The 21617-nt window shown below is 69.8% G+C and carries 21 protein-coding genes; 11 read left to right on the forward strand and 10 right to left on the reverse strand.

The features are described from left to right. The first annotated feature begins 54 nt into the window (after window positions 1-54). Window positions 55-669 (forward strand): ABC transporter ATP-binding protein, encoded by a 615-nt coding sequence (locus OG953_RS05870; RefSeq protein WP_405691661.1) that lies wholly within the window; start codon window positions 55-57, stop codon window positions 667-669. A gap of 233 nt (window positions 670-902) precedes the next feature. Here OG953_RS05870 and OG953_RS05875 read toward each other — a convergent pair whose 3' ends face one another. From OG953_RS05875 to OG953_RS05890, 4 genes are all read right to left on the reverse strand, one after another. Continuing rightward, on the reverse strand, window positions 903-1769 hold the full coding sequence (locus OG953_RS05875; protein WP_405682892.1) for a HupE/UreJ family protein: 867 nt from the start codon (window positions 1767-1769) through the stop codon (window positions 903-905). A gap of 30 nt (window positions 1770-1799) precedes the next feature. Beyond that, window positions 1800-2099: a hypothetical protein gene (locus OG953_RS05880; protein WP_405682893.1), complete on the reverse strand. Its 300-nt coding sequence runs from the start codon at window positions 2097-2099 to the stop codon at window positions 1800-1802. 117 nt (window positions 2100-2216) lie between these two features. Next, entirely contained in the window at window positions 2217-4262 is a 2046-nt protein-coding gene (locus OG953_RS05885; RefSeq protein WP_405682894.1) for a metallophosphoesterase, read from the reverse strand. Between the two features lie 198 nt (window positions 4263-4460). Next, window positions 4461-5018, reverse strand: a complete 558-nt coding sequence (locus tag OG953_RS05890; protein ID WP_405682895.1) for a transglycosylase SLT domain-containing protein — start codon at window positions 5016-5018, stop codon at window positions 4461-4463. A 744-nt stretch (window positions 5019-5762) separates the two neighbouring features. Between OG953_RS05890 and OG953_RS05895 the strand changes: the two genes are divergently transcribed. Beyond that, on the forward strand, window positions 5763-6029 hold the full coding sequence (locus tag OG953_RS05895; RefSeq protein WP_405682896.1) for a hypothetical protein: 267 nt from the start codon (window positions 5763-5765) through the stop codon (window positions 6027-6029). A gap of 62 nt (window positions 6030-6091) precedes the next feature. Here OG953_RS05895 and OG953_RS05900 read toward each other — a convergent pair whose 3' ends face one another. Beyond that, entirely contained in the window at window positions 6092-6619 is a 528-nt protein-coding gene (locus OG953_RS05900) for a DoxX family protein (protein WP_405691663.1), read from the reverse strand. Window positions 6620-6856: 237 nt separating this feature from the next. Between OG953_RS05900 and OG953_RS05905 the strand changes: the two genes are divergently transcribed. Next, window positions 6857-8872: an FAD-dependent oxidoreductase gene (locus OG953_RS05905; RefSeq protein WP_405682897.1), complete on the forward strand. Its 2016-nt coding sequence runs from the start codon at window positions 6857-6859 to the stop codon at window positions 8870-8872. A gap of 90 nt (window positions 8873-8962) precedes the next feature. After that, complete coding sequence (locus OG953_RS05910) at window positions 8963-9502, forward strand: PadR family transcriptional regulator (RefSeq protein ID WP_405682898.1); 540 nt, start codon at window positions 8963-8965, stop codon at window positions 9500-9502. A gap of 90 nt (window positions 9503-9592) precedes the next feature. Here OG953_RS05910 and OG953_RS05915 read toward each other — a convergent pair whose 3' ends face one another. Together OG953_RS05915 and OG953_RS05920 are read right to left on the reverse strand one after the other, a co-directional pair. After that, window positions 9593-10552, reverse strand: coding sequence for a DMT family transporter (locus tag OG953_RS05915; protein WP_405682899.1), 960 nt, complete (start codon window positions 10550-10552; stop codon window positions 9593-9595). Continuing rightward, on the reverse strand, window positions 10549-11427 hold the full coding sequence (locus tag OG953_RS05920; protein ID WP_405691665.1) for a phosphatase PAP2 family protein: 879 nt from the start codon (window positions 11425-11427) through the stop codon (window positions 10549-10551). Before OG953_RS05920 ends, OG953_RS05915 begins: the two co-directional genes overlap by 4 nt. Before the next feature lie 166 nt (window positions 11428-11593). On the opposite strand from OG953_RS05920, the gene OG953_RS05925 reads away from it, so the two are divergent. From OG953_RS05925 to OG953_RS05945, 5 genes are all read left to right on the forward strand, one after another. Further along, a complete protein-coding gene (locus OG953_RS05925) occupies window positions 11594-12217 on the forward strand; it encodes a TetR/AcrR family transcriptional regulator (protein ID WP_405682900.1) in 624 nt (207 codons plus the stop codon). 241 nt (window positions 12218-12458) lie between these two features. Next, window positions 12459-13247, forward strand: a complete 789-nt coding sequence (locus tag OG953_RS05930) for an SDR family oxidoreductase (protein WP_405682901.1) — start codon at window positions 12459-12461, stop codon at window positions 13245-13247. Between the two features lie 146 nt (window positions 13248-13393). Then, window positions 13394-14407: an SPFH domain-containing protein gene (locus OG953_RS05935; RefSeq protein ID WP_405682902.1), complete on the forward strand. Its 1014-nt coding sequence runs from the start codon at window positions 13394-13396 to the stop codon at window positions 14405-14407. Next, window positions 14404-15303 carry a hypothetical protein gene (locus OG953_RS05940; protein ID WP_405682903.1) on the forward strand — a complete coding sequence of 300 codons (900 nt, stop codon included), beginning with the start codon at window positions 14404-14406 and terminating at the stop codon, window positions 15301-15303. The genes OG953_RS05935 and OG953_RS05940 overlap by 4 nt, the downstream gene beginning before the upstream one ends. A 287-nt stretch (window positions 15304-15590) precedes the next feature. Further along, complete coding sequence (locus OG953_RS05945; RefSeq protein ID WP_405682904.1) at window positions 15591-16091, forward strand: NUDIX hydrolase; 501 nt, start codon at window positions 15591-15593, stop codon at window positions 16089-16091. 46 nt (window positions 16092-16137) lie between these two features. Here the strand turns inward: OG953_RS05945 and OG953_RS05950 are convergent, their stop codons facing one another. Further along, window positions 16138-16410: a SpoIIE family protein phosphatase gene (locus OG953_RS05950; protein WP_405682905.1), complete on the reverse strand. Its 273-nt coding sequence runs from the start codon at window positions 16408-16410 to the stop codon at window positions 16138-16140. Window positions 16411-16678: 268 nt separating this feature from the next. Here OG953_RS05950 and OG953_RS05955 point away from each other — a divergent pair, with 268 nt between their 5' ends. Then, window positions 16679-17371, forward strand: a complete 693-nt coding sequence (locus OG953_RS05955) for a formylglycine-generating enzyme family protein (RefSeq protein WP_405682906.1) — start codon at window positions 16679-16681, stop codon at window positions 17369-17371. A gap of 67 nt (window positions 17372-17438) precedes the next feature. On the opposite strand, the gene OG953_RS05960 is transcribed toward OG953_RS05955, so the two are convergent. Next, window positions 17439-18680 (reverse strand): cytochrome P450, encoded by a 1242-nt coding sequence (locus OG953_RS05960; RefSeq protein WP_405682907.1) that lies wholly within the window; start codon window positions 18678-18680, stop codon window positions 17439-17441. A 57-nt stretch (window positions 18681-18737) separates the two neighbouring features. Here OG953_RS05960 and OG953_RS05965 point away from each other — a divergent pair, with 57 nt between their 5' ends. Further along, a complete protein-coding gene (locus OG953_RS05965; protein ID WP_405682908.1) occupies window positions 18738-19757 on the forward strand; it encodes an ATP-binding protein in 1020 nt (339 codons plus the stop codon). Window positions 19758-20181: 424 nt separating this feature from the next. Here the strand turns inward: OG953_RS05965 and fumC are convergent, their stop codons facing one another. Continuing rightward, entirely contained in the window at window positions 20182-21612 is a 1431-nt protein-coding gene (fumC, locus tag OG953_RS05970) for a class II fumarate hydratase (RefSeq protein WP_405691667.1), read from the reverse strand. Window positions 21613-21617: the final 5 nt, after the last annotated feature.

Genomic DNA, 21617 nt, shown 5'->3' on the forward strand with positions numbered 1-21617 from the left:
CAGAGCCTCGCTCTCGTCGGCGAATCGGGCGCGGGCAAGACGACTCTGCTGCGACTGCTGCTCGGGCTCGCCCGGGCAACCACCGGCACCGTCCGGTTCGACGGCGAGGAGCTGAAACCGCGCAGCAGCGAGCAGATGCGGCGTTTCAGGCGCAGTGTGCAGTGCGTCTTCCAGAACCCGTACTCGTCGCTGGACCCGCGTCAGCGCGTCGGCAGCATCGTGTCCGAACCACTGCGCTCCCTCGGCATCGACAGCCGGAGCACGGCCGGGCCCAAGGTGGCCGACGCCCTGGAGCGGGTCGGACTCCCGGCCGACGCCGCTGAGCGCTATCCGCACGAGTTCTCCGGCGGCCGGCGCCAGCGCATCGCGATTGCCCGCGCGACCGTGTGCGACCCGCGAGTGCTGCTCGCCGACGAGCCCGTCAGTGCACTCGACGTCACGACTCGCGTCGAGGTCGTCGACCTGCTGAACGAGTTGAAGCAGGAGCAGGGCCTGACTCTCGTCATGGTCTCCCCCGGCCTGTCGGTGGTCGCCTCGCTGTGCGAACGCACCGCTGTCCTGAAGAGCGGCCACATCGTTGAACAGGGCGAGACCGCACAGGTGCTGGGCGCTCCCGCGCACCCGTACACGCGTCGCCTCGTCGAAAGCGTGCCGCGACTGCCCGCTTGACCGGTGAGTGCGTGCCTCCGACGACTCGGTCACTTCGATGTCCGGGGCCGTATCGAGCAGGCGGCGTCGGTCGGCAGTCGGCGGTCGGCGAGTTTCTTGCCATCGTGCGGTGCGGTGTTGTGCGGGGCCGGATGGAGCGATCGTGCAGGCCCTCGTCACCTTCGGCCCGCCACGGGCGGACCCATGTTCAGGGCCCGTCGGTGGCAACGAGGCCCGTGATCAATACACCCAGGTCACGCCGCGACTGCTACCCGGTCCCAGAACCAGTACAGACTGACGATCACGATGGGCGCGGTCATCGCGGGCAGGGCCCATCGGTGTGCGGGAGTCCGGCGAAGGAGGACCAGCAGCGGGAACACTGCGGCGATGATGCCCAACTGCACCGCCTCGATGCCGACGTTGAAGCTCAGCAGCGACAGCAGCAGCTCCCAGGACCAGCTCTCGTCGATACCGAGCGCACCCGCGAAGCCCAGACCGTGGACGAGGCCGAACAGGAAGACGACCGGCAGCCGCCGGCGTCCGGTCCCCTCCCGGTCGCGCAGGACGACGCCCGCGAGCGCCACGACAGCGATGGAGGCCGCGATGACCGGCTCCACGACCGATCCCGGCACGTCCACCACGCCCGTGGCCGCCAGCAGGAACGTGACGCTGTGCGCGGCCGTGAAGGCGGTCGCCGTGAGGACGATGTCGCGCAGGCCCCGGGCGCCGATGAGCAGCGACAGCAGGAAGAGGATGTGGTCCGGGCCGAACAGCAGGTGTTCGGTGCCGAGCAGGAAGAACTCCACGATCTGGTGCGACTCGTGGTGCCCGCCGGTCGCCAGGGCCGGTTCGGCGGCGGACAGCACCTGGGAGCCCCGCTGCCCGTCGATGTCGTAGTGGACGATCGTCTCCGTGCTGTGGACGAAGCTCTCTGCGTCGGGAAACAGGGCGCTGGAGATGGTGTAGGTGCCGTCGGCGCCGCCCGCGCAGTCGTAGGCCAGGTCGAGGACGGCGAACGGCCGGGTGCCGCGGGTGCGGACGTCCGCGTCGCCGACGCGGCGGGGGGTGCAGGATGTGCCGTCGCGGGTGACGGCGAAGCGTCCGGTGACGTACTCGGTCACCGCTTGGGCATGGGTGTCGAGCTGGTGCAGCTACTCCGCGCGGTCCTTCGCCTCGTACGCCTCGGCGTACAGCCAGGCCGACTTCATGAGCAGGTCGTATTCGAGGTCGAGGGTCGCCTCGACGCGGGCTCCGGTGCCCTCCACGTCGACGTACGCGGTCGAGGTCGCGTCGTGCGCGGCGGCGGGGGTCGGGTGGGCGAGGCCGGCGGCGAGCACGGCCACCAGGGCCGCGACGGTGGTGAGGAGCGCGGCGGGCAGCCGGCGCTGCCGGAGCCGGGCCGGCCAGGAGGAGGGCAGGGGCGCCGGCAGGGGCAAGGGGGCGGGACGCATGGAGGTCTCGGTTCTCGTTGTCAAGGGCCGGGCAGTGGTGGGCCCGCCGTCCCGGACCGCTCGGGTCCGGGACGGCGGGCGTGGGTGCCGGACAGGTGCTACCGACGGGTCAACCGGTCACCGCCGGTCGGCGGACGACGTGAACCACGGGTAAGCGGGCACGTCCGGTCCCCAGGTGCCGGGCCGGCCGTGGGCGTCCTTGGTCACGAAGGCGCTCGGCGCGGAGGCGGTCACGCCGCCGCCGGTGGAGCGCACCGTGACGAACCACGCGTGGGTCGTGCCGGGCTTGAGTCCCTTCCAGGTCACCGAGGCGACCTCACCGGAGCCGGCCTTGGTCTTCCCGATGACGCTCACGGGGTTGTAGAGCGCCAGCGAGTCGGTCTTGAAGGTCGTCTTGCGGGTGCTGAGGTCGATCGGGAGGACCATGTTGTCCTCGGTGCCGTCGTAACGGTGGTTGGTGTCGTACTCGGTGGCGCCGAACTCGTCGAGCAGCGGGGAGTAGGTGTCCACGGTCAGCTCGGACCGGTCGACGTCGAACTGGAGCATGCGGAAGAAGCTCGCGCCGAACTGCAGCCGGTCGTCGGGCTGGTAGCCGCCGATCTCGGTGAGCCCGAGCCGGTCCGCGGACACCGTGTAGAACTGGTAGTCCGCGAGCAGCTCGACGACGTCGTGACCGGCCTCGCCGACCCTCGGCTTCACGTTGGTGCCGACTCCGTGCTCATGACCGGCGAGGATCAGGAACACGTTGGGGTTGTCCTGGACCACCGTCTTGTACAGCATCGAGCCGTCCGGCGCGGAGAACTTGGCGCCACGTCCGTCGGGGTTGCTGCTCGGGGCGAGGTAGTCGTGCGAGAGCAGGATGCCGTTGCGGTCGGGGTAGCGTTTGAAGACGGAGTCGGCCCATTCGGCTTCCTCGCGCGTCACCCCGTAGGACAGGCCGACCACGACGAAGTCGAGGCCGCCGGCGGAGAACAGGTCGTAGTGGTTCTGGTTGTCGCCCTCGCGCCAGGGGCCTCCGTACTCGGCGTGCTCCCAGCCCTTCGAGAGCGCCTGGTAGCGCTCGGGCCCGTAGTACTGGTTGTAGATCGCGTCCGGACCGTTCTCGGTGCCGGACTGGTTGTCGTGGTTGCCCGCGATCACACCGTTCGGCACACCCGCGTCGTCCAGGATCTTCTGCTGCTTCGACGACACCTCCAGCTCGCCGGTGACCTGGCGCCGGGTGGCTTCGTCGACGGGCTTGCGGATGTTGATCTCGATGATGTCGCCGGTGTGGGCTACGTACGCGATCTTGCGCTCGTCCTTGTTGTCCACGATCCAGCGTGAGACGTCGCCGTACGCCTTCTCCCAGACCGCGCGTTCCTCGGGCGTCTCCTGCTCCACCGCGCCCTCGGAGAGGTACTGCGTGTCGGTGTAGTGGACGATCGAGAAGTCGTACGAGTCGGGGTCGGCGAACCCGTTCGGGTCACCGGCGTCGATGTCGTCGGCGAACGGGTCCTCGCCGGTCACCATGACGTGGACCTGCTGCCGGTCGACGTATTTCCGGTCGACGACGGCGGTCAGGACGGTGCCGCCGTCGGCGGCTCCGCGGGCGCTGGTCAGGACATCCCACTGCTTCGTCCCGGTGTTCCACACGCGCAGCGCGGCGAGCCGCTCGGGGTCGATGACGCCCTCCCAGCGCAGCACCGGCGCGTCGACATGGCCCTTCACCTGGACGTCGAACCGCTGGTACGTGACGTCCTCGGCAGCCGGCGCGTCCAGCGTCCTGCCGTCGGCGGGTGCGAGGCCGTCGGCCTTCACCTTCTTCTCGCCCTTGACCTTGAGCGTCGTGGGAACGGATGTGGCCGTTCCCACGTACACCTGGCCAGGGGTGAGGATCTCGGCCTCGGAGAAGGTGGCGCTCACCGTGCCGCCGTCGGGCTCGGCCACCTTCGCCGACAGTTTGACATTGCTGTCAGCGTCGGTCGTGCCGGACTTCGGAGTGAGGTCGGCGGGGGTGTCCGGGATGCCGGCGGAGGTGAACTTCACCTCGCGGGTGCCGCTGTTGCCGACGCCGTCGGTACCGGACACCGACAGCGTGTGCTCGCCGGCGGACAGACCGGGGCCCACGGAGGCGCCGAGCTGGATCGGTTTGCCGTCGAGCTTCACGTCCGGGCCGTCCACCACGCCGGAGAGGTCCCCCAGCCGGACGTCGAGGACGACCGACGCGGTGATCCGCCGGCCGGCGGCGGGGGTGCTGGCGGAGACCTGGGGCGACGAGTTGTCGGTGACCAGGACGGGGCCTGTTGCGGAAGGACCGGCGTGGGCAGCGGTGTTGCTGCCTGTGCCGGTCCTGGCTCGCGAGGTGGGTGCTGAGCTTGTGGCTCAGTAGGCGGAGTTGACGTTGTCGATCGAGCCGTAGCGGTGGGCGGCGTAGTTGGCGGCCGCGGTGATGTTGGAGACGGGGTTGGTGAGGTCGTGCACGGTGCCGGCGACGTGGTAGGCGTTGAAGGTCGGCTGGATGACCTGGAGCAGGCCCTTGGAGGGTATGCCGTTGCGCGCGTTGACGTCCCAGTTGTTCTGGGCGTTGGGGTTGCCGCTCGACTCGCGCATGATGTTGCGGTGCAGGCCCTCGTAGGTGCCGGGGATGCCCTTGGCCTTCATGATGGCCAGCGACTCCTTGATCCAGCCGTCGAGGTTGTTGGCGTAGCCCCTGCTGCCCGGTGCGCCCTGGGCGCCGTCCGCGGAAGCCTTGACCACGGACGCGCTCGCCGGTGCCGCCTCGGCTGCCTGCGCGGATGTCGACGTCAGCGTGAGGGCGGCGGCTGCGGCACCGAGGGTGGCGACGCCGGCGACGGACAGGTTGCGGAGACGGGCGATGCGGCTGGTGCGGGTCTGCGTGTTCGTGGTCATACGGAAGGAACTCTCCAATGGGGATGTCATGGTGTTGCCGACCGGTTGCGGTGGCTTGCGGGGCGGCGCCCCGCGCTGCGGGCCGGAGCGAACGGATCCGAAGGAATCCACCCGGCCCTGTCGCGGCTTCCCGCAACGACAGCCATGGTTAGCGACATGCGGGGCGAGGCGCAATGATGTGACGTACTACCCAACATCGGACAAATGTCCGAAATGACATGTTCTGTGGCGCTTCCTTGCCATTCGGGCGGCCCTCTGCCCTACTACCTGTCTTAGGATGTGACACAGCTCCTATGGGTGGCATCACACCTGCGGCGCCAAATCGGCGGTCTCGACGGGGCGAGCGGGACAGCGAGGCGTCCGATCGGCGGGTGGAGGCAGAGCGACCGACCGCCCGGGCCCACAGGCCGACCGAGGAGAGGGCAGAGGCTGAGGCCGATCGGCCGCCTGCTGACCACCGTCGAGGCGGGCGGCTCCAACGGCTACCGCAGCCGGCCCGTAGAACCGAACCGGCCGAACACCACCGGCCCACCACCGGCCCACCACCGGAACCACCATGGACGGCCAGCAGGTTTCCAACCCGCGACTGGCGGAGGATCGGAGCGCCTTCCCGCAGGCCATCCTCTTCTCCGGCCACTCGCACCTGAACATCAACGACGACCGCTCGATCCACCAGCGCGACTTCAGCATTTCGGCAACGCCGGAAGCGTGCGTGCCAGGCCGTGGCCGCCCGATCAGAGATCACCCGACAGGCTCTCTGAGCCGCTGTCCCGGGTGCACGACGCGAAGGGCGGCACGGCTCTGAGCATCACGCAGGCCGAGGACGACCAGATGGTGCACCACTACAACGTCGACATCACCGACGCTTCGACGGGCGCCTCGGTCGTCTCGTCCAAGGCCCTCGCGGACTTCTACTTCATGCCCCGGCCGAACACCCTCGCCATCCCTGTGACGGGCGCGGTCGAGGGCGTGGCACGGGTCGTCGCCGTCGACGTGTACGGGAACGTCTCCCCGGCCGCGTCGCTGACGTTCGGCAAGTAACGCTGCCGGGACCGGGCGGCTCCCTCCCTGGGGTGCCGTCCGGTCCCTGTCCTGCCGGGTGGTCAGGTCGCGTCGGGGTCGACCGCGGCCCGGCCCTCGGCGCGCCTGCCGACGACGGCTGCCACCGCGACCGCACTGCCCGCGAAGGCAAGGGCGACCATCCACGGCTGGTTGAAGACATGCCGGGTGGCGTGGTCGAGGGAGTACCGGCCGGGGCCGGTCAGGCCGATCGCCGCAGCGGTGAAGCCGAGGAAGGCCGGGTACTCGTAGCCGCCGACCTGTGCGAAGAATCCGGCGGGTGCGTGGACGGCCACGGCGCCCGCCATCGCCCCGGCCGCGGCCGCACCTGCCGCCGGGGTGGCGAGGCCGAGGGCCAGCAGTGCGCCGCCGCCCGCCTCGCCGAGCCCGGCGGCGACCGCGCTGTGCTTGGGCGGGTGGAAGCCCATGGCCTCCATCGCGGCGGTGGTTCCTTCGATGCCTCCGCCGCCGAACCAGCCGGCCAGCTTCTGGGCGCCGTGCGCGACCAGTACCGCGCCGGTACCGACGCGCAGGACGAACAGGCCGAGGTCGCGCCGGTCGAGGCAGGCCATGAGAGTCTCCGCAAGGGTTCGGGGGTCGGTGGGCTTCGAGGCGCCGCCCGCGCCATGGCGGACAGATGCCACGCTTCCACTCTCCGTGGCCCGGGGCGCCGACGCGTCCTGGTGTTACGCCGTCCGGGGGACGACCGCACTCCCGGCTCTGCGACGAACACCATTATGCAACTTGTTGCATAATGGTGTTTCGGTGGTCTACAACTGGCGCAACGACACTGCGCGAGGAGCCGCCTCATGAGCCCGTACCCGAATCTGCTGAGCCCGCTCGACCTCGGGTTCACCACCCTCCCCAACCGGGTGCTGATGGGGTCGATGCATATCGGTCTGGAGGAGGTCGAGCGCGGCTTCGAGCGGATGGCCGCCTTCTACGCGGAACGCGCCCGGGGCGGCGTCGGCCTGATGGTCACCGGCGGCATCGCTCCGAACGCCCGCGCCTGCTCCTTCCCCGGCGGCGCGAAGATGACCACCGAGGCGGAGGCCGAGCAGCATGAGCGGGTCACCGCCGCCGTGCATGAGGCGGGCGGCCGGATCGCGATGCAGATCCTGCATTTCGGCCGGTACGCACACCATCCCGACCTGGTTGCACCGAGCTCGATCCAGGCGCCGATCAGCGCATTCACTCCGCACGCCCTTAACGACGACGAGGTCGAGGAGACCATCGAGGACTTCGCCAGGGCCGCCGGGCTCGCGCGGCGTGCCGGGTACGACGGTGTCGAGATCATGGGCTCCGAGGGCTATCTGATCAATGAGTTCATCGCCGCCGCCACCAATCACCGCACCGACCGCTGGGGCGGCTCGTACGAGAACCGCATCCGGTTCCCCGTCGAGATCGTGCGCCGGGTCCGTGAGCGCGTCGGCAGCGATTTCATCCTGATCTACCGGCTCTCGATGCTGGATCTGGTGCCCGGCGGTTCCTCGCTGGAGGAAGTCGTGCAGCTCGCCCGCGAGATCGAAGCCGCCGGCGCGACGATCATCAATACGGGAATCGGCTGGCACGAGGCCCGTATCCCCACCATCGCCACCTCGGTGCCACGCGGTGCCTACACCTGGGTCACCGAAAAGGTGCGCGGCGCCGTCTCCGTACCGCTGGTGACGAGCAACCGCATCAACACGCCCGGGGTCGCCGAGGAGATCCTCGCCTCGGGGCGGGCGGACATGGTGTCGATGGCCCGGCCGTTCCTCGCCGACCCCGACTTCGTCGTCAAGGCGTCCGAAGGCCGCGCCGACGCGATCAACACCTGCATCGGCTGCAACCAGGCCTGCCTGGACCACATCTTCAGCGGCCAGGTCACCTCCTGCCTGGTCAATCCTCGCGCCTGCCACGAGACCGAGCTCACCCTGTCACCGACCCGCACCGTCAAGCGGGTGGCGGTCGTCGGCGCCGGTCCCGCCGGTCTCGCGTGCGCCGTCGCAGCGTCCGAGCGCGGGCACGAGGTGACGCTCTTCGACGCGGCCGAGGAGATCGGCGGCCAGCTGAACGTGGCACGCAGGGTTCCCGGCAAGGAGGAGTTCAACGAGACACTGCGCTACTTCCGTACCCGGCTCGCGGAGGAAAAGGTCGGGCTGCGGCTCGGAACACGGGCCACGGCCGATGTGCTCGAAGGCTTCGACGAAGTCGTCCTCGCCACCGGTGTCACGCCCCGCTCCCCCGCGATACCGGGCCTGGACCACCCCAGCGTGGTCAACTACCTCGACGTACTGCGCGACGGGGCACAGGTCGGCGACCGGGTCGCGATCATCGGGGCGGGCGGGATCGGCTTCGACGTCGCCGAGTTCCTGACCGACTCGGGCGATGCCGCGAGCCTCGACCCCGAGGTGTTCTTCCGGCAGTGGGGCGTCGACACCGACTACCGCGACCGGGGCGGTCTCCGCGCCCCGGAGCGTCCGAAGACGCAGCGCACCGTCCATCTGATCCAGCGCAAGAACAGCAAGGTCGGTGAGGGGCTGGGCAAGACGACCGGGTGGATCCACCGCACCGAGCTGCGGCACCGCGGCGTCACGATGATTCCGGGCGCCGCCTACGACCGGATCGACGACGACGGACTGCACCTCACGGTCGACGGCGAACGGCGGCTCCTGCCGGTCGACACGGTGGTGCTCTGCGCGGGCCAGGAGCCGCGCCGCGAGCTGTACGAGGAGCTGCTCGCCGCGGGTCGCCCGGCGCATCTGATCGGCGGCGCCGATGTGGCCGCCGAACTGGACGCCAAGCGCGCGATCCGCCAGGGCACGGAGCTCGCCGCTGCGCTGTGACGGATCCGGGAACCCCCGGTCCGGGGGTTCCCGACCGGCCCGGCCCCTCCGTCATGGGGCCGCTGCCCGGCCGTCCCTAGGATGCACCCCATGTCACTCCCGCATGCGATCCTCACCGCCCTGCTCGAAAAGCCGTCGTCGGGGCTGGAGCTGACCCGCAGGTTCGACCGGTCGATCGGCTATTTCTGGTCCGCCACTCACCAGCAGATCTACCGCGAGCTGGGGAAGCTGGAGCAGGCCGGGCAGATCCGGGCGCTGCCGTCGGAGCAGCCCGCCCGTGGGCAGAAGAAGGAGTACGAGGTGCTGCCCGCGGGCCGCGAGGCGCTGTCCGCATGGGTGGCCCGGTCCGAGGACCCCAAGCAGATCCGGGATCCGCTACTGCTGCGAATGCGGGCGGCGGCGGTCGTCGGGGCACCCGGCCTGGATACGGAGCTGCGCCGCCATCTGGGGCTGCACCGTCGGCAGCTGGCGGAGTACCTGGAGATCGAGGAGCGGGACTTCCCGCCCGAGCGGAACTCCGACGAGGACCGGCTGCGGCATCTGGTGCTGCGTGGCGGCATCGATCTGGAGAACTTCTGGATCGGCTGGCTGACGCGGGCACTGGCCCAGGACGAGCAGCCGAATCCGTAGGGGGGTTGTTTCCGTACGTGACAGTTCGGTGGGCAGATGTCACGTCTTCGCGGCATGCCCCCGACGGGCGGCGGGCGTCGCTTCCACTCGTCACGGTCCGCCCACCGGAGTCCGGCCCAGCTCCGGTCGTAGCGTCGGCTGGTCCATCGACCCTCGGCTCCCGATCACGACGCGAGACGGTGATCCGGCCCTCGGTTCGGCCGTGGCCCGGTCGGCGACGGTCGACGTCTCCGCCTGTGCACGACTGAGCAGAATCACGCCCCGTACGGCCGCTGCCGTGCCGAGCGCTGCCGGGATCAGGCTGATCGTGCCCCCCTGGAGGCGTTCGCCGAGCAGCGCCAGTCCTATGGCGGCCGCGGCCACCGGATTGGCGAGTGTGACGACGGCCAGCGGCGCGCCCAGGCCACTTCGGTAGGCGGTCTGGGAGAGCAGCAGCCCGCTCATCGCGAACGCGGATACGAGGAGCGCGACGATCACCAGGTCCCAGCTGAACAGCGGGCCGGTGTGGTCGGTGACGGAGACGGTCAGGGTCTGGGTGAGCGCGGAGGCGACCCCGGAGGTGATGCCGGACGCCGCCGCGTGCCGCAGGCCGGGGCGTGCTCCCGGGCGGCTGAGTCCGGCGACGACAACCATGCTCCCGGCGCCGACGACCAGGGCTTCGGGGAGGCTGAGCGTTTCGTGCGGGGCGGTGCCGCCCGCGGTCATCAGCAGGGCGCCGAGGCCGAGCAGGGTGAGGATCGTGCCGCGCCATTCGATCCTGGTGACCCGGCGTCCGGCGGCCCTGGCGCCCAGCGGGACTGCGGCGACCAGGGTGAGGGCGCCGAGCGGCTGGACAAGGGTGAGCGGGCCGTACTTGAGCGCCGCGACATGCAGCAGCGCGCCACCGGCGTTCAGTCCGACCGCCCACCACCAGGCGCCGCGCCGGAGCAGCCTCAGGACCCCGGCGTCCGGCTCGGTGCGCCCGGCCAGCCGGGCCTGCGCCACCGCTGCCGAGGCGTACGCGGCGGCTGAGACCAGCGACAGCGCGACGGCGATCAGGGTGGCGTTCATCGCCGGGTCCCGGACGAGGCGTACGAGCGGGCGGAGCCGGTCCGCGGCTCGGCGCCGGCGGTCGACACGGCGGGTTCGGCGGGCCGGGGCACGGCCGTCAGCGCGGGCTCACTCGCCGCGGAGGGCCACGGGATGTGTGCCCGTACCGGCACCGTGCGCTTCAGCGGCAGCGCCACGAACGCCACCGCGAGGAGCGCGGAGACCACGATCGAATCGAGCCAGTAGTGATTGGCCGTGCCGACTATCACCAGCAGCGTGATGAGCGGATGCAGCAGCCACAGCCAGCGCCACCGGGTGCGGGTGGCGACAATCAGCCCGACGGCGACCATCACCGCCCAGCCGAAGTGCAGGGAGGGCATGGCGGCGAACTGGTTCGCCATCGAGTCGGTCGCCGGCGTCGCTCCGTACACCGTCGGTCCGTACACCTGGCCGGTGTCGACGAGTCCGGCGGCGGCCAGCAGCCGCGGCGGGGCGAGCGGGAACAGCAGATGGAGTGCGAGCGCGGCGCCGGTGAGCGCGGCGAGGATGCGGCGCGACCAGACGTAGTGGCGCGGGCGGCGCCAGTACAGCCACACGAGGAAGAGCAGGGTGGCCGGGAAGTGCACGGTCGCGTAGTAGGTGTTCGCGAGGTGGATCAGCGTCTCGTTGTGCAGCAGCAGATTCTGCACAGTGCCCTCGCCGGGCAGGTGCACCGACCGTTCGAAGTCCCAGACGTTTCCGGCGTTGCGATACGCCTCCTCGACGTGACCGTTCGCGGCCTGCCTGCCGAGTTTGTAGATCACGAAGAGCCCTACGACGAGAAGAAGCTCGCGGACGAGGGGCGGTCGGGCAGAACTGTCCGGCTCCTGATCTACGGGCTCGCTACCGGCGTACATCACCCGGTGCCCCTTTGCTGACGAAGCAGTGTTGCGACGGCATGGTCCAGTCCAAAGCCGAATCGATACGCCAGTGTACCGATACGCGAACGTATCGGTACACGCGCGTTTCGGTACACTGTCGTATCGATGGACCTCGTCGCAGAATCGCTGAGAGGGAAGACGCATGTCGCCGCAGGAAGCCGCACAGGAACGGGCACACACGCCACGCCGCTCGAAGATCACGCCGGAGCGGGTGCAGGAGTTCTACGCGGCCGTGCTCGACATGCTGAGAGAGTCCGGCTACGAGGCCCTCACCATGGAAGGTGTCGCCTCGCGGACGCGCTGCGGCAAGTCCACGCTCTACCGGCAGTGGGGCTCCAAGCCCGAACTGGTCGTGGCGGCGCTGCACGGCACCCGACGGGTGCTGCTCCCGCACATCGACACCGGCACACTGGCAGGGGATCTACGCGAGGCAGCCCGGGCCATCGGTGCGGGCTCAGGCCGTGACACGCCGCTGATGCACGCACTCAGCCATGCCGCGCTGCAGAGCCCCGAGCTGTTGTGCGCGCTGCGTGAAACGCTGATCCTGCCGGAGATCGCAGCGATCGAAATGATGGTCCGGCGCGGAGCGGCGCGCGGCGAGATTCCGGCGGACAGTCCCGCGGCGGAGTTCGTCTCCGCGCAGTTGCTGGGCGTGATGCGCGCCCGGCCGCTGCTGGAGGGTGAATTCGCGGATGAGGCATATCTCACCCGTTTCGTGGAGGACGCCATCCTTCCCGCACTTGGACTGGACGCGTCCGCGCCCTAGTCCCGAGAGACGTGGGCCGTTGTCCGAGCGGATGACAACGACCCGCTCGCGCCGCACCGTGGGGACGGGGGCGGCGCACCATCCGGGCGGCCGGTGACTCCTCCGGGAGTCACCGGCCGCCCGCGCTTCCCTCCCCGCGGCTCATCCCTCTCGGCCGAATCGGCGACTATTCCGCCAAACAAACGATTGGTAGCTTTACGGAACCGATCAGCGTGCACTTCGGCCACAGCAGAGGCGGACCATGGACATCGGCAATCCCATCGACTTCACGGGGCGGGCAGTGCTCGTCACCGGCGGCACGAAGGGCATCGGCGCCGCGATCGCCAAGGCCTTTCTCTCCGCCGGTGCGGATGTAATGGTCTGCGGCCGCAGCGAACCGCCGGAAGTGCCGGGAAGCGGAGCCCGGCAGGCGCACTTCCGCGCAGCCGATGTCCGCGACCCTGCGGCCGCCGCCGCACTGGTCGACACGGCGGCGGAACGGTTCGGACGGCTGGATGTACTCGTCAACAACGCGGGCGGCTCCCCCGACACCGACGCAGCCACCGTTTCGCCGCGGTTCATCGAGAAAGTCGTCGCACTCAATCTGCTGGCCCCTTTCTATGTGGCGCAGGCCGCCAACCGGATCATGCAGGGCCAGAGCGAGGGTGGCTCGGTCATCAACATCGGCAGCGTCTCCGCGCACACCCCGCAGCCGGGCACGGCCGCCTATACGGCGGCGAAGGCCGGGCTGCTGGCACTGACCCGGGCGCTGGCTCTCGAGTGGGCGCCGAAGGTACGCGTCAACCACATCACGACCGGACTGATCCACACCGAGAGCGCGGCACCGGTGTACGGGGAGGACGGTGGCGCCGCCGTCGCCGGGGTGATTCCGATGCGACGGATGGCCGTGCCGGACGATGTGGCGCGCGCCTGCCTGTATCTGGCGGGCGATCTGGCCGAGTACGTCAGTGGGGCCGATCTGGCGGTGCACGGCGGGGGTGAGGTGCCGGCCAGGTTCCTCGCCTCGAAGGGCGGACAGGGCGCCGGCTGAAGCCCGGGAATTTCGGTGAGCGACAGATCGCCGGCGGCGAGCACCGGAGCTTCGAAGGCGGACGTGCACACGGATGTTCTCGTCCCCTTGACGATATCGACCAACGCCCTTATCGTCTCCATGACGAGAATGAGGGGGATTCCGACATGGCCGACATCACCAGGCGCTTCGGCTGGCGCCATCTGCGCTCCGCGCCCACTGCCCACATCCGCCACCACAAGCGCGGCCGACTCGCCCACGACGGGCCGGGGCTGAGTTTCTGGTACCGGTCACTGACCGCCGCACTCTCGGAAGTGCCGGTCAACGACCGGGAGTTGGCCATGGCCTTCCACGCCCGCACGTCCGACTTCCAGGACGTCACCGTGCAGGCCACCGTGACGTACCGAATCAGCGACCCGGCCGAGGCCGCCGCCCGCCTGGACTTCTCCGTCGACCCCGACACCGGGGTCTGGCGCGGCGCGCCGCTGGAGCAGATCGCCACGCTGCTCACGGAGACCGCCCAGCAGCACACCCTGGACGTGCTGGCCAGAACAGCACTGGCCGCGGCCCTGGTCGACGGAGTCGCATCGGTACGCGACCGCGTCGCAGCAGGGCTTGCAGCCGAACCCCGGCTGCCCACCACCGGTATCGACGTGGTCGCGGTGCGGGTGGTCGCCATCCGTCCCGAGGCCGAGGTGGAGCGCGCGCTGCGCACCCCCGCCCGCGAGCAGATCCAGCAGGAGGCCGACCGGGCCACCTACGAGCGCCGTGCCGTGGCCGTGGAACGGGAACGGGCCATCGCCGAGAACGAGCTCGCCAGCCAGATCGAACTGGCCCGCCGCGAGGAGCAGTTGGTCGAGCAGCGCGGCACCAACACCCGCCGCGAGGCCGAGGAGAACGCCGCGGCCGACGGGGTACGTGCCGAAGCCGAAGCTGCACGCAAGGTGCGGCTGGCCCGGGCCGAGGCCGAAGCCGCACGCGAGGTCGGCGCCGCGCGCGCGGAGTCCCAGGCGGCCTGGCTGCGGGTGCACGGCGAGGTGGACGCCGCGACCCTGCACGCCCTGGCAGCGACCAGGCTCGCCGAGAACCTGCCGCGCATCGACAGCCTCACCCTCTCCCCCGACGTCCTCACCGGCCTGCTCAGCAAGCTCGGCAGGACCGACCCGGAGCCCCGGGCATGAGCCTCGCCCGGCGCGCTGTGCTGGTCCACCGCACCACCGAGTACGACGAGTTGCTGGCCCGGCACGGCACGCACGGCCAGGCCGCGTTCTTCCTCTCCAGCCGTGGCCGGTCCATCGACGAGGTGGCCCTGCGGCACCGGCAGACCCAGCAGGCGCTCGCCGATGTGGCGGCAGCCGTACCGCTCCAGTGGCGTCAGTCGCGGGTGGAGCGCGCCGATCTCGACCGTTTCCTGTTCGCGCCCGAGGACGTGGTGGTCGTAGTCGGACAGGACGGACTCGTCGCCAACGCCGCCAAGTACCTGTCCGGCCAGCCCGTCGTGGGCATCGACACCGACCCCGGACGCAATCCGGGCGTGCTCGTACGCCACCGGCCCTCCGATGCGGCCGCCCTGCTCCGGGCGGCCGCATCCCCCGGCGGCACGACGGACGAACTCACCATGGTCGAGGCGGTCGCCGACGACACCCAGCGCCTGCTGGCCCTCAACGAGATCTACCTCGGCCCGCCCGGCCACCAGACCGCCCGCTACCGGCTCGGCCCCGACGCGCCCGATGCCCCCACCGAACCGCAGGCCTCCTCCGGCGTCCTGGTCGGCACGGGCACCGGCGCCACGGGCTGGCTCCGCTCACTGTGGCAGGAACGCCACAGCGCCCTGCGGCTCCCCGCACCCACCGACCCGCGGCTGCTCTGGTTCGTCCGCGAGGCCTGGCCGTCACCGGCGACCGGCACCTCACTGGTCGCAGGCGAACTGGGGCACGGACAGGGGCTGAGGCTCACCGTGGAGTCCGACCGGGTGGTGGTCTTCGGCGACGGGATGGAGACGGACGCGCTGGAGCTGACATGGGGTCAGGCGGTACGGCTCGGCATCTCGGCGACATCGCTGCGACTGACCGTCTGACGGCCCGAACCACGCACCTCTCCAGGGAAGTTGCCGCGCGGGCGCCCGCTCTCCTCCGTCAAGGACGAGCGGGCACCGGCACGGTCAGCGGACGACCTTCACCGCCGGAGAGTTCCAGATCTCCCTCGGCGCCGCATGTCAGCTGACCGGCCGCGGCAAACACCGGGCCTCCGCCGGGCGGCGGGTCACTTCGATGGGTCCGCGTGCGGTGGTACGTAGGCTTCCGGGAACACCGGAATGCGAGGCCTCGCGCCCGCGGCACCCCACACCCACCCGCTAGGAGCACCATGGACACCACCCCCACGGACACCCTCTCCCGCAACGCCCGTCCGCCGCAGGCGCAGGCGGCGCTCGGCGTGGGCGTCATCGTGCAGGACACCCAGGGGCGCGTGCTGCTCGGCAGGCACCACAGCGGAACCTGGGAGCTTCCCGGCGGCAAGGTCGACCCGACCAATGAGTCCATCGCCGCGGCGGCCGTGCGTGAGCTCCGCGAGGAGACGGGCCTGGAGGTCGACGTGAACAGCGTGACGGTTTTCGCCATGCTCCACGACGTGGTCGCGGGGATCAACCGTGTGTCGATGGCTGCCGTGGTGACCGTGGAATCGGGGAGCCCGCAGGTGACCGAGCCCCATCTGATCAGCACCTGGCAGTGGACCGGGCTCGACGCTCTGCCGGGTCCGTTGTTCGGTCCCTCGGCGCAGGTACTCGCGGCCTGGCGCCCGGATCTCTCGATCGAGCACCCTCCCGCGCACCGGCTGACCGTCTCGGCCACCGGAGACGACTCGTAGCCCTGCACCTCGGCCCTGTGCCTGAGGTTCGTAGACGCAGTCGGCTTCAGCCGAGCCGGTGGCCGCCGCGCCGGGCGACGGCGAGGATGGACATGTCGTCCTGGTGACCGTCGCCGCTCCAGCGTGCGACATCCGCGGTCACCGCGTGGACCAGGCCGCCGGGATCCATGAAGCGGGCGTCGGTGAGCACGGCGGACGCACACGGGTCGTAGAAGGTGCCCGTCCGGTTGCGTGCCTCGGTGACGCCGTCGGTGATCAAGAGCAGCAGCGCGCCGGGCAGCCAACCCGCCCGCGCCGCCGTGCGCCCACTCTCCTTCACCTGTGTTCCTGTCGCTCCCCCCTCCAGGCCCCAAATTTGAACGTACCACCCAAAATGTCCATATATGCACCACGATCGGGCCTCCTGATTCCTGCCTCCGCCCCGACCGACGTGCGCGTCGCGATCGTCTGTGACAACTGTGCGCCGCCATGACGTTCTGGGTCTGTATCGTCACTTGTTCGAAAGTCCGGAGGTACGGTCCGCCCTCCGGGCTCTGCTGGCAGGCCGGCGCGTCGGCCTGATGCGCCGGTGCACATGAGGAGCTGCGATGAGCCATGAATCCTTACTCCGACAGGCGATCGCCGAGGGCATGAGGGGCATCCCTGCCGGGGAGATCGTCCTGCGGGACGAGGGCACCCGGACGAACTGGAACGTCGAGGTCGCTGCCTTCCGGCTGGCACCGTATCCCGTGACCCGCGACCTGTACCGCGCCGTTCGGGGCGAGGCACCCGCGAGTTCGGCGGGGCCGCGGACACCGGTGACCGAGGTCTCCTGGAAGGAGGCCGTTCGGTTCTGCAACCTGCTCTCGCACGCGACGGGACTCGAACCCTGCTACTCGATCGGCGACGACCCCGACGCGCAGGACGTGGTCTGCGACTGGGAGGCCGACGGCTATCGGCTCCCGACGGAGGCGGAGTGGGAATACGCGTGCAGGGCCGGGACCTCCGGTGCACGCTACGGAGAGCTGGACGAGATCGCCTGGTACCGCGGGAACTCCGGCGGCGAGGTGCATGATGTCGCGACCAAGGCGCCGAACGCGTGGGGCCTCCACGACATGATCGGCAACGTGTGGGAGTGGTGCTGGGATGTCTACGATCCCCGGATCTACGGCCCGTACCGCGTATTCCGTGGCGGAGGTGGATTCGATCGCCCCCGAGGGTGCCGGGCGTCGTGCCGCCGCAAGAGTCACCCGACCTTTCGTATCGACGACCTCGGGTTCCGGCTCGCCCGGTCACTCTGAGCGGGGACGCGCAACGCATCCGGTAGATGCCGTTTGTTCTGGGGCGCCCCATCAGTCGGCACGTAGTTCAGAAACGGCTGCCGGCGGTCGCGTCATCGAATGTGAAAGTGACCGGCAGGTGTTCGGGGCCGCGCAATCCGCCCGGCCGCCACCGCAGTTCGTCCGGAGGAACGGCCAGGGCGAGACCGGGGAGGCGGCGCAGGGCGGTGCCGATGGCGATCTGGCCTTCGAGCCGGGCCAGCGGCGCACCCAGGCAGTAGTGGATGCCGTGTCCGAACGCGAGGTGGGCGTTGTCCTGCCGGGCGATATCCAGGCGGTCGGGTTCGGGGAAGTGCTCCGGGTCACGGTCGGCGATGGCGGAGGCGACCAGCACGGTCGCGCCGCGAGGGATGTTCACCCCGGCGATGGTGATGTCCTCGCGCGCGAACCTGGCGATGCCGGGGTTGACGGGTCCGTCGTAGCGCAGGAATTCCTCGATCGCGCCCGGCAGCAGCGCCGGGTCGTCCCGCAGCATCCGGAGCTGGTCGGGGTGGGCGAGCAGTGCGGCGATGCCGCTGCCGATCAGGTTGACCGTGGTGATGTATCCGGCCACCAGCAGCAGGAAGGCCATGGCGATCAGCTCGTCCTCGTCCAGCCGCTGCTCCTCGTCCCTGGCAACGATCAGCGCGCTGAGCAGGTCGTCCCCGGGCCGGGCTCGTTTGGCCTCCAGGAGCTTGGTCAGGTACGAGCGCATCTGCCGCCACGCCCCGTCCACCTGGGCCGGGTCCGGCGGCTCGCTCCCCCGGAGGATCATGTCGTCGGTCCACTGCTGGAAGTCGTGCCGGTCGGTCACGGGTACCCCGAGCAGTTCGCTGATCACGGTGACCGGAAGCGGCAGCGCGTAGGCCTCGATGAGGTCGGCGCGACCGGCCGGCACGATCTCGTCGAGCAGTCGGTCGGCGATCCCCTGGATGCGGGGCCGCAGCTCCGCCACCCTGTGCGCAGTGAACGCCTTGGAGACCAGGCGGCGCAGGCGGGTGTGATCGGGCGGATCTGAGCGGAGCATGTTGCGCAGCACGGACTCGCGGTCGGTGGCGGGCAGCCGCTCGATGAGCCGGGGATCCGACGCATCGCGGACGTCACTGCTCAGCTGCGGGTGGGACAGGGTCGCGAGGCCGTCTTCATACCGCGTGACCAGCCAGGCTTCCAGGCCTCCTGCGATGACGGCGCGTCGTACCGGGCCGTCATCGCGAAGCTGTCGGTAGAGCGGAAAGGGATCCGCCACGAAGGCCGGGTCGGCGTAGGGCAGGAGGACCGGCTGCTGGCTCATCATGCCTCCCGTAGGGCATCGCACCTCTTCACACACACTTGAACCGCTTTGAGCGATATGTCCCAGCGTAATGGGCCCGGGGCGCCACCCAGGGGAAGGGCGGCGCGAGTCGAGGCCGGCGGGTCGGGGACACTCAGCTCCGTGTGCCCGTGCGGGGGCGGGACGCAGCCCCGCCGTCCGTCGCGTCCGGTGGTGGAGTCACGGCGAGACCGGCCACCATGCGCGCGAAGGCGCCGGCCGCCCGTTCGTCGAGTTCCTCCAGCGGAATCCCGGTGTCCCGGGCGTAGGCCTCGGAGGCTCGCCGCCCTCATGGGGACCCCGGAACTGGCCAACGCCCCCGCGTACGCCACCCGCGCCGCGCGCGCCGAGCATGCCGACGAGCTGTACGAGAAAATCGCCGCCTGGGTCGCGACGTACACCGCGGACGATCTCACCAAGCTGCTCAGCGACGCCGGTATCCCCGCCTCCCCGCTGATGAACATCGCCGGTCCAGCAGATCCTGGCCGCGGTGCTGATGACGCAGCATCCGATCTTCTTCGTGTTCGCCGTGATCGGGTTCGTCCAGGCGTACGATCTGCTCCCGCCGCAGTGGGCTTTCGTCAGCGTCGGCGCCACCTCGCTGATGATCAACCTGATCCCCGGCGGAGTACCCGACACCCCGGAACGGATCGCTATCGCGGTCGCGTCCGTCGAGGCTACGGGCGACCCGGTGCCGTTGCTGACGGAGATCGAGGTCGCGCCCTCTTCCGGGTCGCCCAGGAGACGCTCGCCAACGTCGCGAAGCACGCCGGTGCCAGTAAGGTCGGACTGACCATTTCCTACCTGGAGGACACGGTCGTGCTGGACGTTCGCGACGACGGCGTCGGCTTCACCGTGACCGAGCACAGCGAGCCGCCGCCGGGGAACGGCGACAGCGGCTTCGGGCTCAACGGCCTGCGGCAACGGCTCGACCGGGTGCTGGGGACGCTGACCATCGAGAGCGCCCCCGGCTCGGGCACCGCGATCAACGCGAGCGTGCCCGCGATCCGCCGGGGCGGTGGCGAACGAGCGAACAGCCGGCTCAGATCCGGCTGCTGATCGTGGACGACCATCCAGTGCGCCTGGACAACGGCGAGAGCCGACGCACTCGTCATCGCCACCGGCGTAGCCCCCCGGCGCCTTCCCGACAGCGATCTGGCCGGGGTCCACGTCCTGCGCACGCTCGACGACGCCCTCGCCCTACGCTTCGCGCTTGCTCACCCTGATGAGCATCACATGAGGACAAGGGCATGATGGCCGTTTTGAACATCGTCCGCTGTGGTGCACCGGAGCTGCACAGATCCTGAGCTTGTTGCGTGACTCCGCTGCTGTTTCAAGCGGACATGTTCGGGGAGGGTTTCGGTTCGTCTCACGGTCTTCCCTGCGGGTGGGCGTCCGGGCCGGACCGGGTGGATTCCGGCACGGCCGCTGGATGGGGGCCGACAGCCCGACCTATAGCCCTCACCGCGGCCGGAGCCGCGGGTCAGGCGCCGGAGACGCCGTGGCCGACCATGGAGAGCGGATCGACAACGGAGTCGAACGTCTTCTCGTCGACGTGACCGCTTGCCAGGGCGGCCGCTTTGAGCGTCTGGCCGTTGGCGAGAGCGGATTCGGCGATATGCGCGGCGTTCTGGTAGCCGATGATGGGGCTCAGTGCCGTGACCAGCATCAGGCTCTCGCTCACATATTGCGCTATCTTGCTGCGGTTGAGCTCGGTGCCGCTGACGGAAAAGGTCCGGAACTTCTCCGCCCCATCGGCGAGGATCCGCGCGGAGTGCAGGAAATTGTTGATGATCACCGGGCGCATGGCGTTGAGCTCGAAGTTTCCCTGGCTGCCGGCGAAAGACACCGCGGAGTCGTTGCCGAGCACCTGGATCGCGATCATTACGATCGCCTCGCACTGGGTCGGGTTGACCTTGCCGGGCATGATCGAGGAACCTGGCTCGTTCTGCGGTAGCAGCAGCTCGGTGAATCCGGTGCGCGGACCTGAGGCCAGCCATCGCATGTCGTTGGCGATCTTCATCAAGGCGACGGCCAGCCCGCGCAGCGCCCCGTGCGCACGCACCATTGGGTCGAGCGACCCCAGTGCCATGAACTTGTTCTCGGCCGTAACGAACGGCTTGCCGGTCAATTCGGCGATCTGCGCCGCAACGTCACGGCTGAAGCCCTCCGGGGCGTTCAGTCCCGTCCCGACGGCGGTGCCGCCCAGAGCCAGGGCGAGTAGCCCCTCACGGCTATGCTCGATCTCCTCGATGCAGGCTCGCAACTGTGCGGCATAGCCGGACCACTCTTGTCCCACCGTCAGTGGTACGGCGTCCTCGAGGTGCGTGCGGCCAATCTTGACAACCCTGGCCCACTCTTCGGCCTTGGCCTCAATGGAAGCGGCGAGCTCCCGGACCTGGGGCAGGAGATGGCCGTCGATCTCCTGCACTGAGGCAATGTGCATCGCGGTCGGGAAGCTGTCGTTGCTGGACTGCCCCATGTTGACGTCGTCGTTCGGGGCAACCGGCTTCTGGGTCCCGAGCGTCCCGCCAAGCAACTGCGAGGCACGGTTGGATATGACCTCGTTGACGTTCATGTTGCTCTGGGTGCCCGATCCCGTCTGCCAGACAAAGAGAGGAAAGTGCTCGTCAAGCTTCCCCGCAATGGCTTCCTCCGCGGCCCGCACGATTGCCTGTTTCTTCCACTCGGGCAGCCGTCCAGCGGCAGCGTTCACGAGCGCCGCTGCCTTCTTCACATAACCGTAGGCGTGGTAGATCTGCTTGGGCATCCGGTCGCCGCCGATGGAGAAGTGAATGAGTGACCGTTGCGTCTGCGCACCCCAGTAACGGTCTGCCGGCACCTCGACGGTGCCCATGCTGTCGAATTCCTTCCGCTTTCCGCTCGCCCGGACCCCGATCGGTATGTCTCTCATCTCGG

It is taken from the genome of Streptomyces sp. NBC_00057 (genome assembly GCF_045041165.1).
Lineage (GTDB): Bacteria > Actinomycetota > Actinomycetes > Streptomycetales > Streptomycetaceae > Streptomyces.